Source organism: Lactococcus sp. DD01, assembly GCF_001578715.1.
GTDB classification, from domain to species: domain Bacteria; phylum Bacillota; class Bacilli; order Lactobacillales; family Streptococcaceae; genus Lactococcus; species Lactococcus petauri.
On record NZ_KQ968939.1, the window covers coordinates 89,012 to 103,876 of the forward strand.

A 14,865-nucleotide genomic window follows, 5' to 3' on the forward strand; every position below is an offset into this window, starting at 1 on the left:
ATAACTGGTTAGAATTTCAGACAGTTAGACTCAATAGCCCAGAATAATATGTGCCACTAAAGGTGCAAAAATCACGTACATAATCCCGGTTACGCCAATCGCTAAAGCTCCCATGGCGCCTTGAACTTTTCCTAGTTCAATAGCAGTTCCTGTACCAACGGCATGTCCAGTGCCGCCGAGCACCACACCTTGGGCCACAGGGTCTTTAATTTTAAAAAGTTTCATCAATGGCACGCCAAGGACACTGGTCAAGATTCCGGTAGCCACGACCACGACAACCGTAATCGTTGTCACACCTTGCATTTTTTCTGTGATACCAATAGCCATCGCAGTAGTTACAGATTTTGGGAAAAGGGACAATGAAGCTAATTTTGATAAACCGAAAAATTTTAACAATAAGGCCGTAATAACTGTATTAATAAGAGCAGCAGCAGCGATACTGATTAAAATTGATCTTGCATGATGCTTCATGAGCTGGAAGGTTTTATACAAAGGAATACCTAAGGCAACAGTTGAAGGACCAATCAAGTCGTTTAATATCGCGCCTCCTTTGTAATAATTCTCATAAGGTATTTTAGCTACAACCAAAATCAAAATAATAACGAGGGTTGCAAAAAGTAAGGGATTCGTCCAAGGCTTACGTATATTTTCATTGATACGTACACCAATAATAAATATTAAAATAGTAAGTGTTAAACCAAATAACGGGCTAGAAGTAATGGCATCCATCAGTTTACCTCTCTTTTATTTTTTAACAATTCTGGTTCGAGGTAATCTCCTTCATATTTGACTTTAATAAATTGAACCAAATGACCTAAAACAAAGACATTCACAATAAGAGCAAGAAGAACAATCAAAGCTATTTGCCACCAAAAATCGGAAATCAAGGACCATTTAGCCATGATTCCCACACCAGCAGGTAAAAATAAAATCGTCATGTTATTGATTAAGAAACTCCCAACCTCATCTACATCAGTGAATTTTAAAACTTTAAATTGCAACGCAAGGAATAAAAAAATCATTCCTAAAATACTCCCGGGAACAGGAAGATGCAAACTGTTTGACAGCGTATCTCCTACGAAAGAAAAACCAAAAATAATAAGTAACTGAAAATAAATTTTCATAAACATCTCCTATAAATTACACTCTTTTTATCATAGCCCTTTAATGCTAGATTTTCAAGAATTTTCAAAGAAATTTTATGTGCGAATTAGGAAATTTAAACGGTACACCCTGCGCAATCGGGTATGTTATTTGTTCTGGGAGCTTCAAAAAAAATTAATATTATATAGAAAAAGCGTGAAGACATAATGTTTTCACGCTTTTTGTTTTTCTAAATATTTTTCAAAAAAATAAAAAATATTTATTTTAGTTTCACAGGTAAATGGCAGTATAAATGTTGCGTTTTATATTGAGGAGGTTCAAATCCTTCTACCTGTATAAAAAAATTTAATAAGGAGTTTGGAATATGGCACAAATTGTACTTAAGGTTGATGAAAAAAAGAAAGGAGTTTTTCTAGAGCTTGAAGAAGTTGATCCAGTCTTTACGGTTGAAGCCCTTCTTTCAACAGGTTTGGGTCTTTCAAAAGATGTAGGATTGCCATGGGAATCAATGATTATATGTAATATCATGCAACAGTCTCAACTTTCTAATGAAGAAATTCTTGAAATTGTGGAAGAAGAGATGCGAGAACACCGCTCGCAAAAGGAGCAGTAATGGAAGAAAAGAAAAAGGTAACAGTTTATTCTCCAGGATTTATTTCAAATGCACGTCAATTTAATAAGTCGATGGATAAAAAGAGTATGACAATTTACTCCTCAGGCTATGGTGTATTTCGTACTCAAAAAAATTGGAATAGTGATTTTGAGGATCTCAAATCATCCAAAGGAATAGAATATTTTTCTTTTGATTATAAGACTAAAGAAATGCAACTAGTAAAAGTAGTGGATTATGTAATATCTCAGCAAGAAAACGAAGAGGTAAAAGTAGCTGTTCTTATTGAATCTGATAAAGAACTCTCCTTCCCAGAAAGTGATGACGAGCTTGCGACTACTTTGACTAAATATATGTCTGATTTAGGAACAAAGCTTACGGACTTAATTTTCTCAAGAATAGAATATGGGATTTTTCGATTAGATAAAGGCAAAGTGATTTCAGAAAAACAGAAGAAGAATTGGAAACAGCTGGTTGATATAGAGATACTTTCTAATATTGAATATAAACGTTTTTTGTTAATTGATTAAAAGAGGAGCATAAGTACAACCGCCTAAAACAAGGGAGTAACGACATGGAAATACCCAATGAATGGATACAGCCAGATGAAGAGTGTCGCAAAACCGATTTCTTACCACTCTATATAAGAAATTACATTGACCATTCTGCAGATAAAAATTCAGATGGTTCTTTCTCAAGAGACGGGAAATGTATTGAATCTGAAAATCTTTCGAAATCTATTGAATTTATGATAAAAAAAATATCAGAATTAAGTGAAGATGGGGTTTGTCAAGTAAAGTGTGTAAGTAAGAAAAAATAATTTATCATATTAGAGATATGCACTATACTTTTCAATCTTTTTTGAGTAGGAATCATTCATCATGAGTTGATTGAGAATCAAAGCCCAATTCCTAATATGACCCACTGCCCATTTAGAGTCAAGTTCAGATATACGCAGATAAAGCAGTTTTAATAAGGACTTTTCATTTGGAAAAGCGCCTTTTTTAGTGACTTTTCGAAAACTTGCGTGAATACTTTCAATCGTATTTGTTTGTGCTTTAATATCTATTTTGGGCTTCGCTTTTATTCAAAATTCTTTAAATGCTGCTATCATTAAAATAGGGATTGGTCTTGTTTTCGAACTCTCAATAGGAACACTTATTGCATCAGTTGTATGTGCTCTATTCGTCATTTATCTAGTATTTGTAAAAATGAAAGAAGATTTCTTGAGTAGCCTATGCTCGTGTTTCAAAATGTGTATCATTGATCAGTGTGCACAATCAAACCTGATTGAGGTTGTTCTTTCCCAGAAGCTTGTAAAAAGCAGTCAATAACAAGTTTATCTTGCATCCGTGAAGACATGGACCAGCCTACAATTTTACGTGAAAAAACGTCAATATTCACGGCTAAGTATAACGTTCCTTCTTTTGTTGGAATGTAGGTCATATCTCCCAACCATACTTTATTAGGCGCTGTTGCTTTAAAAGTCTGATTAATCAAATTGGGCCTTGAAAGCGACGACCCTTTTCTGTTGTAATATTTATTTTTATAACGACTTCCCTTAGCGTAAAGTCCCATCAAGTGCATCAATTTACTGACACGCTTTGTGTTGGTAAGGATACCTTGCTCATGAAGTAACGTGTTATTCTAACAGCACCATAACGCCCCTTATGTTCATGAAAGACAGCATTAATCCTCTCAGAGAGGACTTCTCGCTCCGTTTGTCGTTGCGAGGGACGACGATGCATATATTCATAGAAGCCTGAACGAGAAGTCTTAAGGATTCTTATGGCGTGCTTAATTTTTATCTTGTCATGATGTTTCAATAGAAATTCAAAGCGTTCGACCGGTTTCGCTTCAAGTAGACCCGGAACTTTTTTAGAAGTTCAAGTTCCTCCGGAAGGTAACGATTTTCTTTCTCCAGAAGCTTAATCTTATGTTGGGCATCAGCTAGAGCTGTCCCATTGCCAGGAAAAGCATTCTCGCCATATTCTTCAACCTCTTGAACCCAACGCTAGAGACTCTTGTGGGGACATCAAGTTCTGGACATACTTCTTTTACAGAGTATCCCTCATCAAGATTAAGTTTTACTGCAGAGTTTTTAAATTGTTTATCGAATTTTCTTCTTGCCATAATAAACCTTTCCATGTGTTCTCTTAACTCTGTGTCTAGTTTATTAGACATCTTCCACATAGGTTTTTATTTCTATGCCCATTTTAACAGGGGCTATACATGGTACGTTAACGGGTCTTTGACTTATTACTGCTACCGATTTTTAATCGGCTACATTGGACTTGTTAGTAGAAAGTCCTTTTTCTTTACATCTATTATAATACATAACGTCACATATACAAGTTATTTTTAACTTGTACGGTGAAGAGAACTATTGTAGGAAAATTCAGTTAAAACATTTAATTGGTGTCAATAAAACACACCTAAACCTTTGATAAATGGTAAAATAAAAAGGATGAATCACTTGGTTATAAATTGAGAGGGAGAAAATAGAATGGCAGAAGCAAGGTTTGAAGTAGCCTTAATCAAAAAGCTGGAATCAGAAGGGTGGACCTTTCGTAAAGATTTGTCTAATGTTTCGATAAAGGCTATAGAAAATCACTGGCGAGAAGTGCTCAATGAAATTAATGCTCATAAATTAAAGGGTAAGTCTTTGTCGGATGTTGAATTTGGGTTAGTCATGCAAGAAGTGCGACGTATAAAAACTCCCTACGATGCTCAGCTCCTTTTAGTAGGTGCAGGAGGGGTGGGTTCAATTCCCATAACGAGAGATGATGGCTCTAACTTAGAAGTAGAAATTTTTTATGAAGACGACGTGGCTGGAGGACGTTCACGCTACGAAGTGGTGAGTCAAGTGATCTTTGATGACTTACCTCAAGGCTTGACTTCTAAAAGGATTATTGATGTCGCCTTACTTATTAATGGGATTCCTGTTGCACATATTGAAGAAAAAGATGAACACTTACAAAACCAGTGGGGAGCTTTTGAACAATTGAAGGGGTATCACGGAGACGGTTTATACGAGGGGCTATTTTCCTTTGTACAAGTTCAATTTATCATGAGCCAACATTCTGCCAATTATTTTGCACGTCCCAATAGTCTAGAAAACTATAATAAAACCTTTGTCTTTGGTTGGCGAGATGAAAACCAGAAAGATATCACAGACGCTTTTGTCTTTGCACATCAGGTTCTAGGTATCCCTGCGCTTCACCGTTTAGTTACTGTGAATATGATACCAGACGCCTCTAATAGTAATTTAATGGTGATGCGCAGCTATCAGATACAAGCAACACGAGCAATTTTGCAACGGATGAAAGAAATGGAAGCCAACGACCTCATACAAAAAGAAGGGGGATATATCTGGCACACGACTGGGTCAGGTAAGACTGTCACTTCCTTTAAAGTTTCACAGCTCCTTGCCTCAACGCCTAAGGTAAAAAATGTTCTATTTATTGTGGATAGAGTGGACTTGGTTGATCAGACCTTGGAAAACTTTAAAGATTTTGCTTATATTCAATTTAAAAATAGAATTAAGAAGGTAAACGGAAGCGAATTAAAAAGGGAGTTAAAAAATAATAGCTCTTCTCAAATCTTACTGATTTCCGTACAAGGACTTACACAAGCGGTAAAAAATGGCCTAACAAATAATGATAGAAATGTAATTATTATGGATGAGGCACATAGAAGCGCTAATGGGGAATCTGTTCAGCTGATAAAACAAGCCTTTAAAAAAACCACTTGGTTTGGCTTTACAGGAACGCCAAATTTTTATAGTGATGAAATTAATAATGTCGAAACCACTCGTGATATTTCTACTCATGATATCTTTGGCAAAAGGTTACATACCTACACCATCAAGGATGCAATAGGCGATGGCAATGTTTTAGGATTTGATATCACCTACTTTAATCCAGATGTTGTGATTGAAAATCCTGAAGAGAAATATTCAGAACAAGATTATGAAAAAGAAATCTACCAAAGTCACGCTTATCGCGAGGAGGTTGTTCAAGATATATTAAGCGCTTGGGATAAAACTTCCAGCGGTGCTTTAAGTGCTGGGAAACGTGAAAAAAATGTTTTCCAAGGGATGTTGGCTGTTTCAGGGAAGCAAGCTGTCGTTCATTACTATAATTTATTTAAGGAAAAAGCCCCTCATTTGAAAGTTGCGATGACTTTCTCACGAGATGAAAGCAATAAACCAGGAACCAAAGAACAAAATGAAGCTCTAAAAAAAGCAATAAAAGAGTATAGTGAGCAATTTAATGTTCCTAGTATTTTAAGTGCGAAAGACCCTGCACGGTCTTATATGATTGATATAACTAAGAGATTAGCTCGTAAAAAACCTTATAACCAAGGAAAGGACGAGGAACGTTTAGATTTAGTGATTGTCTCTGATCAACTGTTAACAGGTTTTGATTCAAAATTTGTAAATATTATTTATATGGATAAACAGTTAAAAGAAGGAATGCTCATCCAAGCCATGTCGCGAACCAACCGTACCTACAACTTGAACAGTAAGCCCCACGGTAAGGTAAGGTTCTACCGTCAAGGAGAGCGGATGAAAGAGTTTGTGGAGAATGCACTACGTATTTATACTCGAGGTGGTAATGATACGCTACAAGAAGCAGATGAAAATTCACGCAATGAAACTACGGAAGCCCTAGAAGATGATAATATCCTAGCAGAACCACAAAGTCATCAAATCCAAAAATTAGTTCCAGCCGTTCAGGAATTGAAAGAATTGGCAGGAGAAGATTTTAGTCAACTTCCTCGTGGAGAAAAAGATTTGAAGAAATTTGTGATGCTGGGATTTGAAACACAGAGCAAGATTCAACGCTTGGTCCAACAAGGCTATGAGTTAGGCAGTGAGATTGATCTCCTTGATAGTCAGGGGGAAGCAACAGGGGAGAAAATTGAACTTGATATTGCAAGTTTTGAGGAATTTGGAGCTTTGCAAGCCAGACTTAATGATGCAAGAGAGAAGTTGCCAGAAAAGGAGCGTCCAGATCTCACTGAAATTAAGGTAGGCTTATCTTTTTATGACCATGAAATCATTGACTATGATTGGTTGGTAGAGCTCTTAAATCTATTTATAGATCATCAAACGGATGAGAATAAAACCAACATTGAAAAGCATATCTTGCCCATGGATGAAGAGAGCCAACAAGAAATTAAGGATATCATCGTAGATATTGAATCTGGGGAGATCAAGCAACACTTTACGACACAAACCTTAGAGGAAACAAGGAAGAAAAATCGAACAGAGCGTCAAGAGTTAAAAATACGTCGGTGGGCGGCGAATCAAAAAGTAAATGGGAATCGGATTGTGGAGGCATTTGATCTCTTCTTACCAGGGCATACTCTACTTGATAACCCAAAACTCTCAGAGGTGGTTAAAGTCATTGAAGAAGAAGAACAATTAAGCTTCTTTGGTGCTTCAGAATTTGAAAATGCATTAATGGACTTTTTCAACTCGCTATAACAACACAAAAATTAGAACTCGTAAGAGATAAGGAGCAAATGCAATGGCATTATCAAATGAACAAAAAATTAAGATGTGGGCCCTCTTGAACCAAACAAGAGGACAAATTGGCTTGACGGCCTATAAAGATTATATTTTTGGACTGTTATTTTATAAATATTTATCAGAAAAGGCCACAAAATGGCTGGAAGAGGTTTTACGAGGAGAAACGTGGGAAAATGTTTATTTAGAAAATCCTGTAAAAGCATTAGAGTTTATGAAACAAAAGCTGGGCTATGCTATTCAACCCCATGAATTTTTTAAAGATTGGGAAGAAGCAATCCAAGAAGACCGCTTTAATATTCCAATGATTTCGGATGCCTTTGGGCATTTTAATCAACAAATTGCGTTTGAAGCAAAAGCAGACTTTGACGGTATCTTTGATGGGATGCGTTTTGATAGCTCCGATTTGGGAAATAATGCGCAGGCTCGAGCAAGTGTGATGATTTCTATGATCGAGCTTTTATCTGCCCCAGAGTTTGATTTTTCAGCAGAAGGAGATACAGTATCTGATCTCTACGAATATTTATTGGAAAAATTCTCTACAGTATTGGCATCAGATATGGGACAATACTATACACCAAAAGAAATATCAGACGTAATGGCTCGTATATTAACCTTTGGAAAAGAAAATGAGGAGCACTTTTCGATTTATGACCCAACAGTTGGCTCCGCTTCACTCCTCTTAACGACTGCAAGTTATATGAAACATTCCTACCAGAGAGGAGCGATTAAATATTTCGGTCAAGAAAAAGACGCAACTCCCTACCGTTTAGCTCGAATGAATTTAATGATGCATAATATTGAATATAATGATATTCAAATTAACCATGCGGATACATTAGAGAGTGACTGGCCAGACGGTGTGATTGAAGGAAAAGATACGCCTCGTATGGTTGATGCAGTTATGGCGAATCCACCTTATTCTGCGCATTGGAATAATAAGGACCGGGAAGATGACCCAAGATTCCGTGAATATGGCATTGCGCCCAAAACAAAAGCAGATTATTCTTTCCTCTTGCATTGTTTGTATCATACAAAAGATAATGGACGTGTTGCGATTATTCTACCTCATGGTGTTTTATTCAGAGGAGCTGCGGAAGGCCGTATCCGTAAAGCCCTGATTGATAAACATCAAATTGAAGCTGTCATTGGTTTCCCAGATAAACTCTTTTTGAATACTGGAATTCCAGTTTGTGTGCTTATCCTTAAAAAGAACCGTTCAAATTCGGATATTCTTTTTGTGGATGCTAGTAAAGGTTTTGAAAAGGTAAAAAATCTCAACCAACTGCGTCCCGAAGATATTGAAAAAATCGCAGATACCGTTATTCATCGAAAGGAAATAGACAAATATAGTCATATTGCCTCTCTTGAAGAAATTATAGAGAATGATTATAACTTAAATATTCCTCGTTATGTGGATACCTTTGAGGAAGAAGAACCTATCGATATTGTGGATTTAAGTCGAGAAATTGTCGAGATTAATGAAGAAATCAGCAAAACTGAACAAGAATTTCTGGCTATGCTGGATCAACTCGCAGTGACAGATGAGAGTCGTGAAATTATTGAAGCTACAAAACAGATTTTTGGAGAGTGATAGGATGAAGGATGAAAATTTAGACTCAGAAAAAAACAAGTTGAAAGAAAAGAAAGGAGCTCCAGCACTTCGGTTTAAAGGTTTTCTTGACGATTGGGAACAGCGTAAGTTGGGTGAAATAGTTAAAATTACAATGGGGCAGTCTCCAAGCTCTGAAAATTATACTACTAATCCTGAAGATTATATTCTTGTTCAAGGGAATGCAGATATGAAAAACGGGCGAGTTTTTCCAAGAGTATGGACTACTCAAGTAACTAAAATAGCCGAAAAAAATGATTTAATTTTAAGTGTTCGTGCACCTGTTGGTGATATCGGGAAAACTGATTACAACGTGGTTTTAGGACGTGGAGTCGCAGCGATAAAAGGGAATGAATTTATATTTCAACTGCTCGGTAAGATGAAAAAAAATGGGTATTGGACAAAGTTGAGTACAGGCTCAACTTTTGAAAGTATTAACTCAGTTGATATAAAAGAGGCACAAATATTATTACCTAGTGGTAAGGAACAAATTCAAATTGGTTATTTTTTTCAATTACTAGATAATACTATTTCTCTTCATCAGCGTAAGCTAGAGAAGCTTAAACAGTTGAAAAAGGCCTATTTGCAGCAATTGTTTCCTAAACCAGGTGAGACGGTGCCAAAAATTCGTTTTGCGAACTTTGTGGGTGAATGGGAAGAGCGTAAGTTGGGTGAGTTGCTGAAATATGAACAACCAACTAAGTACATTGTAAAAACAACAGATTATGATGATGCTTTTGAAACACCAGTTTTAACAGCAGGACAGAGTTTCATTCTTGGATATACTGATGAGGCTGATAACATTAAATATGCCAGTAATAAAGACCCAGTGATCATTTTTGATGACTTTACGACCGGCTCGCATTATGTTGATTTCCCCTTTAAAGTCAAAAGTTCTGCGATGAAACTATTGAGATTGAAGTCAGAAGGTGAAAATCTTTACTTTGTTTATAACACTTTGAAAAATATCAAATATGTTCCACAAAGTCATGAACGTCATTGGATTTCTAAATTCTCAGAGTTCAACATTTTAGTTCCATCAAATGATGAGCAAGTAAAAATTGGGAACTTTTTCAAGCAACTAGACTCTCTCATCGCTCTTCATCAAGAAAAATTAAAGCAACTAAAAACCTGCAAAAAAGCTCTACTTCAAAAAATGTTTATCTAAAAACTTTATTTAACATACGCCTCCTTGATAAAATAAGTACAGAAATTTTAATTTCGAAACTATATTAATCATGGAGGTTTTTATTTTGTCAAAAAATAAAAGAACAAAACAATTGTTTTCTGAGTACTTTGAGGAGTGGGTTGAGCTATATAAGGTTGGAGCGGTGCGCCCAATAACATTGAAAAAATACTATATTAGCCAACAGCATATTGAAAAGCTTGTTCCAGATTTGAAAGTATGCGATATCACACGTCGAAATTATCAAAAATTACTGAACGATTATGCAATATCTCATGAAAAACAGACGACGATGGACTTTCACCACCATTTAAAAGGTGCTATTTTAGATGCAGTTGATGACGGACTAATTACTCAAAATCCAACACGAAAAATAATAATAAAGGGAAAAAGTCCCGGCAAAAAAAGACCCAAATTTTTAAATCAACATGAAGTACAAGCACTAATTAAGCAGATGAATTTGACAACTGAGATTAATTGGGATTGGTTTATTCTCTTAATATTAAAAACAGGCCTTCGTTTTTCTGAAGCGCTAGCTGTTACTCCAAATGATTTTGATTTTTCTTCGCAAAAATTAACGATTGATAAAACCTGGGACTATAAATCTTCAAAAGGCACGTTTCAGCCGACAAAAAATAAATCTTCTAAAAGAAAGGTACAGCTCGACTGGCAAACAGCTATGCAATTTTCACAATTAGTAAAACTCTATCCTGAAAATCAACCTATTTTTGTTAAAGGACGTATCTTTAATTCAACAGTAAATAACAGACTTCAAGTTTTATGTAAGAACGCAGAAATACCGAGTATTTCTATCCACGGTCTAAGACATACACATGCCTCTCTCTTACTTTTTGCTGATGTATCGATTGCTACTGTAGCAAGGAGATTAGGACACTCAAGTATGTCAATAACTCAAGAAACGTATCTTCATATTATCCAAGAACTTGAAAATCAAGATAATGATAAGATTATGCGACATTTGTCAACTATAGGTTAATTATAAAAAGGCGATATGATACGCCTTTTTATATTAAATAAACATTTTTTGTAAAAGAGATTGTTTTATTAATTTTAACTTAACAAGTTTAGACTGATGAAGAGTAGTGATATTATCCAGTTGTTTAAAGAAGGTGCCTATTTTTTGTTGCTCTACATGAGACGGCGATTTAATAACTATTTTCATCATGACATCTGCGTTAAGTTTTGCACGTCCACCACCAACTAAAAATGGTTCTATATTGAAGTTTTTAATAGCATTCATTAAAAACTTATTATCTGCAATACTCTTTTTACCTTGAAGAACATGTGCATGGTTATTGACCCAAATCCTACCACTTACGTATTGTACAGGATAGTTTTTTAAATCATTAGCGCCGTCCTCTGCTACTAAAATAAATTCTCCATCATGCGTAAATCCCTCAACATAATCTTGAATGCCGTTTGCCCCATAATATGGTATATCTCCAGATATTCGATCTGATGCTGTGATAGGAATCCGTAAGTTATCAAATCTATCAGCTACCTCACCCAACTTACGCTCTTCCCATTCACCCACAAAGTTCGCAAAACGAATTTTTGGCACCGTCTCACCTGGTTTAGGAAACAATTGCTGCAAATAGGCCTTTTTCAACTGTTTAAGCTTCTCTAGCTTACGCTGATGAAGAGTGATGGCGTGCTCTAAAGATTTAAAAAATTTACCAAGTTCTATTTGTTCTTTTTTACGTGGAACAACGATCTGAAAATTTTCAAGTTCTCTCATACCTAAGTTTGGCTGAGTTCCATTTGAAGATTTACCTCTTACTTGGTTTTGAACACTATCAGTTTGGATAAGGAAGTATAAAAAATACGGATTAGAAACTTCTCCTGTCCTCATGGCTGCCAATGGAGACCATATATTGAATTGTTCATTTGTTTCAACGATTGCTGTTTTACCAACTGTTGAACCAGATTTTACCAAATATACATCATTAAACTGAGGACTATATTTTCTGGAATAAATTTCATTTGTTTTTTCTGAAATAAAACCTCGTTTTCTCTCAAAATCGATTTTATTATCAACAATTGCATCTACGGAGATAAATGGAATCCCTTCTTCAATTAATTTTGGAGTTGTGTGTGGCCCATCGTTTATTGGTACTGAAAGAAGTTCTTTTAACTTACGCTGTTCCCAGGAATAAAAAGAAAATATGGAATTTCACTGGGAGCTGTCACTTGATGTTTTATTATATTGAAACATAATGATTCCCAAAACTGTAAATTGTATGCTAGCGGCAACAATGCGTATAAATTTTATATGTAAATTATATAGTTAAAAAAAAGTAATTTTTCTTCTTGTGATATAAAGAAGATTTTTTAGTCTAGCAATTTAATACAAAGATATTATGATAAAAATTTTTTTCTAAAAAGTGAATTACTTATGTTTTTGAATCCCAAATTTAGATAATACTCTTCTTTTTCGTTTGGAGGAAACTTCAACATATATTTCTGTTGTTGTAATACTAGAGTGCCCTAAGAGTTCTTGTATATCTCTTATTGAAGCGCCATTATTAAGAAGTTCAGTAGCAAAAGTATGGCGAAGATGATGAGGTGTGGAGTTTTTAGCAATATTAGCAATATCGCGATATTTAAAGTAGATATTTTCAATTCCATATATAGAAAACCTTTTTCCATATTTATTTAAGAAAAAAGCATCTTCTTTATTTTGTGGCTTATATTGTTCTCTTGTTTTTAAATAATTTTTTAAAATAAGTTTATCTTGAGAATTTGTTATAAAAAGAATTCGTTCTTTCTTATTCTTTCCAAAAATAGTAATGCGTCCTTCTTTTGGTTGATAGTCTTGAAGATTAAGATTTTTAATTTCGCATATGCGAAGTCCTAAACTAATTAAAAGCGTCATAATAGCACAATTTCTAATTTGATCACGAATCTTTACTGGAGAATCCGGAATTATTTCAACTACCTCCACTAGCTTCTGTAATTCTTTTAATGGAAGAGTCTTTGGAAGCCTTTTTTCTTTTCTAATTTTTATTGGAAAAATAGTGTTTTTGTCAATAAATTGATTTTGGACTAGATATCTATGAAAAAGTTTGAGCGTGACTAATTTCCTGCTTTTAGTACTTGAAAGATAATCTGGAGTTTCCTCTAAATACTTAAGATATTCATTTATTCCATTGGACATATCTAAGTTATTTTGAAAACAAAAATTGTAAAATATTCTTAAGTCAGTTTGATAAGAGGTTATAGTTAATTGAGATAAATTTTCTAATTTTTTTTCTTGAATAAATTGTTCGATAAATTTTTGCATATATTGAGAGTCTTTCTAATACTAAAGTGCTATAATATTACTGTTTGTAAGAAAATTAGTAGTAAAATTATCTTACAATAATATTTGATTATTTGGAGGTTTTTGTGTCTACACAACGAAATAATTCAGGATTTCAGCTCTCGGATTCTAATTGGCTGGAGAATCATCATAACGCTAAAAAAGATTTAAGGTATGATTTTGCTAAAAATCTCGCTTTACGAAATCCTAAATCAATAGTAGATATTGGGTGTGGGACAGGTCTTTGGCTCAGTACTTTTAATGAGCTTTTACCAAAAGATTGTAATTTTATTGGTATTGATCTAGATGAAGATTCACTTGCTAAGGCAAAATCGAAATCTAAAAATTGGGATCGAAAGTGTGAGTGGATTAAACTTGATATTAATAAAGAACCAGAGAAAATTCCTGCTGCAGATTTAACTTTAATATTCAATTTTTCTTCTTATATAGAAAATCTTGACTTTGTGTTTGAGACCCTCTCAAAGGAAAGAGGATTCAAAGAAATCGCTTTAAGACAATTTGCTGGGGATGAAATTAAATTTGGACCATTTTCTCCTGAAATTCAAACGCTTATTAATAATTCTGTTAAAAACTCCATTGGAGCATCTAGGCAGATTCGCTACTATGACATGGATAGATTAATCGATTCCACCTCGAATTCACAACGAAAAATTATTTATCAAGATTTTGAGTTATACAAAGCTTTCTCACCATTTGGTAGCCATAATTTCCCTTACATAAAAGGCACTGTCAATTGGACTTTAGATAGGGTCTCCGAAAATGAGAAACCTGTTATCCTTGATTGGCTAGATATGGCAAATTGTGACGAAAAATTATTATATTTCTTTAGTTTAGATTGGGTTGCCTTATTACAATGAATCATCAGCATATTCACTAGCTGCATTAGACAATAAAGTAAATTGGTTACGATAAAATTCTACTAACTCCGTTTCTCTTGAGGCAAGCACAGTTGGATTTCCACCTCGGTGATCCCAATTAAATAAAACTTCTTCAATACCATCTTTATACGTTACTATCAAAAAATTGGGATAAGGTACCACATGGTTTAATATTTTATATTCATATAGTCCTATTTTAGAATCACAATTGCAAATTCGTTTCCATTTGCGAAATCTATCTATTTCAATATCATCTCCAATATCCCGCCATTTTAGTCCATTTTCAATAGCCAGCTTTATTTTGTAAGGCGCATTACTTAGAGCTTCACTTTGGTTAAACTTGTCATCTGCTTCTTCATGACCTTTCTTTAGATTAAAAGAAGTGTTCTTAATTGATTCGATAAGGTCTAAACGCTTAATGATATAATTATCAAAGGTCTTTGCTGTTTTATCGAGTCTAATAACTTGTAAATGTTTCTTCACATCATTAGACATTTGTTTTGCATTGTCATCAGTTTGTTTCAACCTTTTAGTAAACCTTTGATCTTGATCATATAAAAAAGTGACTAGCGCTAATAAAAATGCTATAAAAGCAT

Annotated in this window: 14 protein-coding genes and 1 pseudogene; 8 read left to right on the forward strand and 7 right to left on the reverse strand. The window is 34.6% G+C overall.

Features of this window, described 5'->3' with window-relative positions:
* Nucleotides 1-30 precede the first annotated feature (30 nt).
* The gene (locus tag LACDD01_RS00415; RefSeq protein ID WP_004256157.1) at nt 31-729 is read right to left on the reverse strand and encodes an LrgB family protein; all 699 of its coding nucleotides are present in this window, start codon (nt 727-729) and stop codon (nt 31-33) included.
* The gene (locus LACDD01_RS00420; protein ID WP_019291799.1) at nt 729-1,124 is read right to left on the reverse strand and encodes a CidA/LrgA family protein; all 396 of its coding nucleotides are present in this window, start codon (nt 1,122-1,124) and stop codon (nt 729-731) included. The genes LACDD01_RS00415 and LACDD01_RS00420 overlap by 1 nt, the downstream gene beginning before the upstream one ends.
* A 344-nt stretch (nt 1,125-1,468) precedes the next feature.
* Between LACDD01_RS00420 and LACDD01_RS00425 the strand changes: the two genes are divergently transcribed.
* From LACDD01_RS00425 to LACDD01_RS00435, 3 genes are read left to right on the forward strand one after another with little or no spacing between them, the layout of a single operon-like run.
* Nucleotides 1,469-1,717 (forward strand): hypothetical protein, encoded by a 249-nt coding sequence (locus tag LACDD01_RS00425; protein WP_061412530.1) that lies wholly within the window; start codon nt 1,469-1,471, stop codon nt 1,715-1,717.
* Nucleotides 1,717-2,244 (forward strand): hypothetical protein, encoded by a 528-nt coding sequence (locus tag LACDD01_RS00430; RefSeq protein WP_061412533.1) that lies wholly within the window; start codon nt 1,717-1,719, stop codon nt 2,242-2,244. The genes LACDD01_RS00425 and LACDD01_RS00430 overlap by 1 nt, the downstream gene beginning before the upstream one ends.
* A gap of 44 nt (nt 2,245-2,288) precedes the next feature.
* A complete protein-coding gene (locus tag LACDD01_RS00435) occupies nt 2,289-2,534 on the forward strand; it encodes a hypothetical protein (RefSeq protein WP_061412535.1) in 246 nt (81 codons plus the stop codon).
* A 9-nt stretch (nt 2,535-2,543) separates the two neighbouring features.
* Here the strand turns inward: LACDD01_RS00435 and LACDD01_RS11395 are convergent, their stop codons facing one another.
* Both LACDD01_RS11395 and LACDD01_RS11745 read right to left on the reverse strand, forming a co-directional pair.
* Entirely contained in the window at nt 2,544-2,801 is a 258-nt protein-coding gene (locus tag LACDD01_RS11395) for a transposase (RefSeq protein WP_156468502.1), read from the reverse strand.
* 176 nt (nt 2,802-2,977) lie between these two features.
* A pseudogene (locus LACDD01_RS11745) lies at nt 2,978-3,847 on the reverse strand (IS3 family transposase); the annotation flags it as partial.
* Between the two features lie 373 nt (nt 3,848-4,220).
* On the opposite strand from LACDD01_RS11745, the gene LACDD01_RS00450 reads away from it, so the two are divergent.
* The 4 genes from LACDD01_RS00450 (at nt 4,221) to LACDD01_RS00465 (ending at nt 11,045) form a co-directional block, all read left to right on the forward strand.
* Nucleotides 4,221-7,208, forward strand: a complete 2,988-nt coding sequence (locus tag LACDD01_RS00450; protein WP_061412538.1) for a DEAD/DEAH box helicase family protein — start codon at nt 4,221-4,223, stop codon at nt 7,206-7,208.
* 43 nt (nt 7,209-7,251) lie between these two features.
* Nucleotides 7,252-8,844 (forward strand): type I restriction-modification system subunit M, encoded by a 1,593-nt coding sequence (locus tag LACDD01_RS00455; protein ID WP_061412541.1) that lies wholly within the window; start codon nt 7,252-7,254, stop codon nt 8,842-8,844.
* Between the two features lie 4 nt (nt 8,845-8,848).
* The gene (locus tag LACDD01_RS00460) at nt 8,849-10,030 is read left to right on the forward strand and encodes a restriction endonuclease subunit S (protein ID WP_061412544.1); all 1,182 of its coding nucleotides are present in this window, start codon (nt 8,849-8,851) and stop codon (nt 10,028-10,030) included.
* Between the two features lie 70 nt (nt 10,031-10,100).
* Complete coding sequence (locus tag LACDD01_RS00465) at nt 10,101-11,045, forward strand: tyrosine-type recombinase/integrase (RefSeq protein WP_061412547.1); 945 nt, start codon at nt 10,101-10,103, stop codon at nt 11,043-11,045.
* A gap of 33 nt (nt 11,046-11,078) precedes the next feature.
* Here the strand turns inward: LACDD01_RS00465 and LACDD01_RS00470 are convergent, their stop codons facing one another.
* Both LACDD01_RS00470 and LACDD01_RS00475 read right to left on the reverse strand, forming a co-directional pair.
* A complete protein-coding gene (locus LACDD01_RS00470; protein ID WP_082779235.1) occupies nt 11,079-12,236 on the reverse strand; it encodes a restriction endonuclease subunit S in 1,158 nt (385 codons plus the stop codon).
* A 222-nt stretch (nt 12,237-12,458) separates the two neighbouring features.
* The gene (locus LACDD01_RS00475) at nt 12,459-13,352 is read right to left on the reverse strand and encodes a tyrosine-type recombinase/integrase (RefSeq protein ID WP_061412553.1); all 894 of its coding nucleotides are present in this window, start codon (nt 13,350-13,352) and stop codon (nt 12,459-12,461) included.
* A gap of 104 nt (nt 13,353-13,456) precedes the next feature.
* Between LACDD01_RS00475 and LACDD01_RS00480 the strand changes: the two genes are divergently transcribed.
* A complete protein-coding gene (locus tag LACDD01_RS00480) occupies nt 13,457-14,248 on the forward strand; it encodes a class I SAM-dependent methyltransferase (protein WP_061412556.1) in 792 nt (263 codons plus the stop codon).
* Here the strand turns inward: LACDD01_RS00480 and LACDD01_RS00485 are convergent.
* The coding region (locus tag LACDD01_RS00485) for a hypothetical protein (protein ID WP_197458015.1) at nt 14,240-14,865 on the reverse strand (626 nt) is incomplete at its 5' end. The genes LACDD01_RS00480 and LACDD01_RS00485 overlap by 9 nt on opposite strands.

What these genes read in the sequence shown, in the direction of transcription:
- LACDD01_RS00430 (WP_061412533.1), top strand. Translation starts at nt 1,717, where the DNA reads ATGGAAGAAAAGAAAAAGGTAACAGTTTATTCTCCAGGATTTATTTCA.
- LACDD01_RS00455 (WP_061412541.1), top strand. Translation starts at nt 7,252, where the DNA reads ATGGCATTATCAAATGAACAAAAAATTAAGATGTGGGCCCTCTTGAAC.
- LACDD01_RS00475 (WP_061412553.1), bottom strand. Translation starts at nt 13,352, where the DNA reads ATGCAAAAATTTATCGAACAATTTATTCAAGAAAAAAAATTAGAAAAT.
- LACDD01_RS00435 (WP_061412535.1), top strand. Translation starts at nt 2,289, where the DNA reads ATGGAAATACCCAATGAATGGATACAGCCAGATGAAGAGTGTCGCAAA.
- LACDD01_RS00460 (WP_061412544.1), top strand. Translation starts at nt 8,849, where the DNA reads ATGAAGGATGAAAATTTAGACTCAGAAAAAAACAAGTTGAAAGAAAAG.
- LACDD01_RS00450 (WP_061412538.1), top strand. Translation starts at nt 4,221, where the DNA reads ATGGCAGAAGCAAGGTTTGAAGTAGCCTTAATCAAAAAGCTGGAATCA.
- LACDD01_RS00465 (WP_061412547.1), top strand. Translation starts at nt 10,101, where the DNA reads ATGGAGGTTTTTATTTTGTCAAAAAATAAAAGAACAAAACAATTGTTT.
- LACDD01_RS00415 (WP_004256157.1), bottom strand. Translation starts at nt 729, where the DNA reads ATGGATGCCATTACTTCTAGCCCGTTATTTGGTTTAACACTTACTATT.
- LACDD01_RS00425 (WP_061412530.1), top strand. Translation starts at nt 1,469, where the DNA reads ATGGCACAAATTGTACTTAAGGTTGATGAAAAAAAGAAAGGAGTTTTT.
- LACDD01_RS00420 (WP_019291799.1), bottom strand. Translation starts at nt 1,124, where the DNA reads ATGAAAATTTATTTTCAGTTACTTATTATTTTTGGTTTTTCTTTCGTA.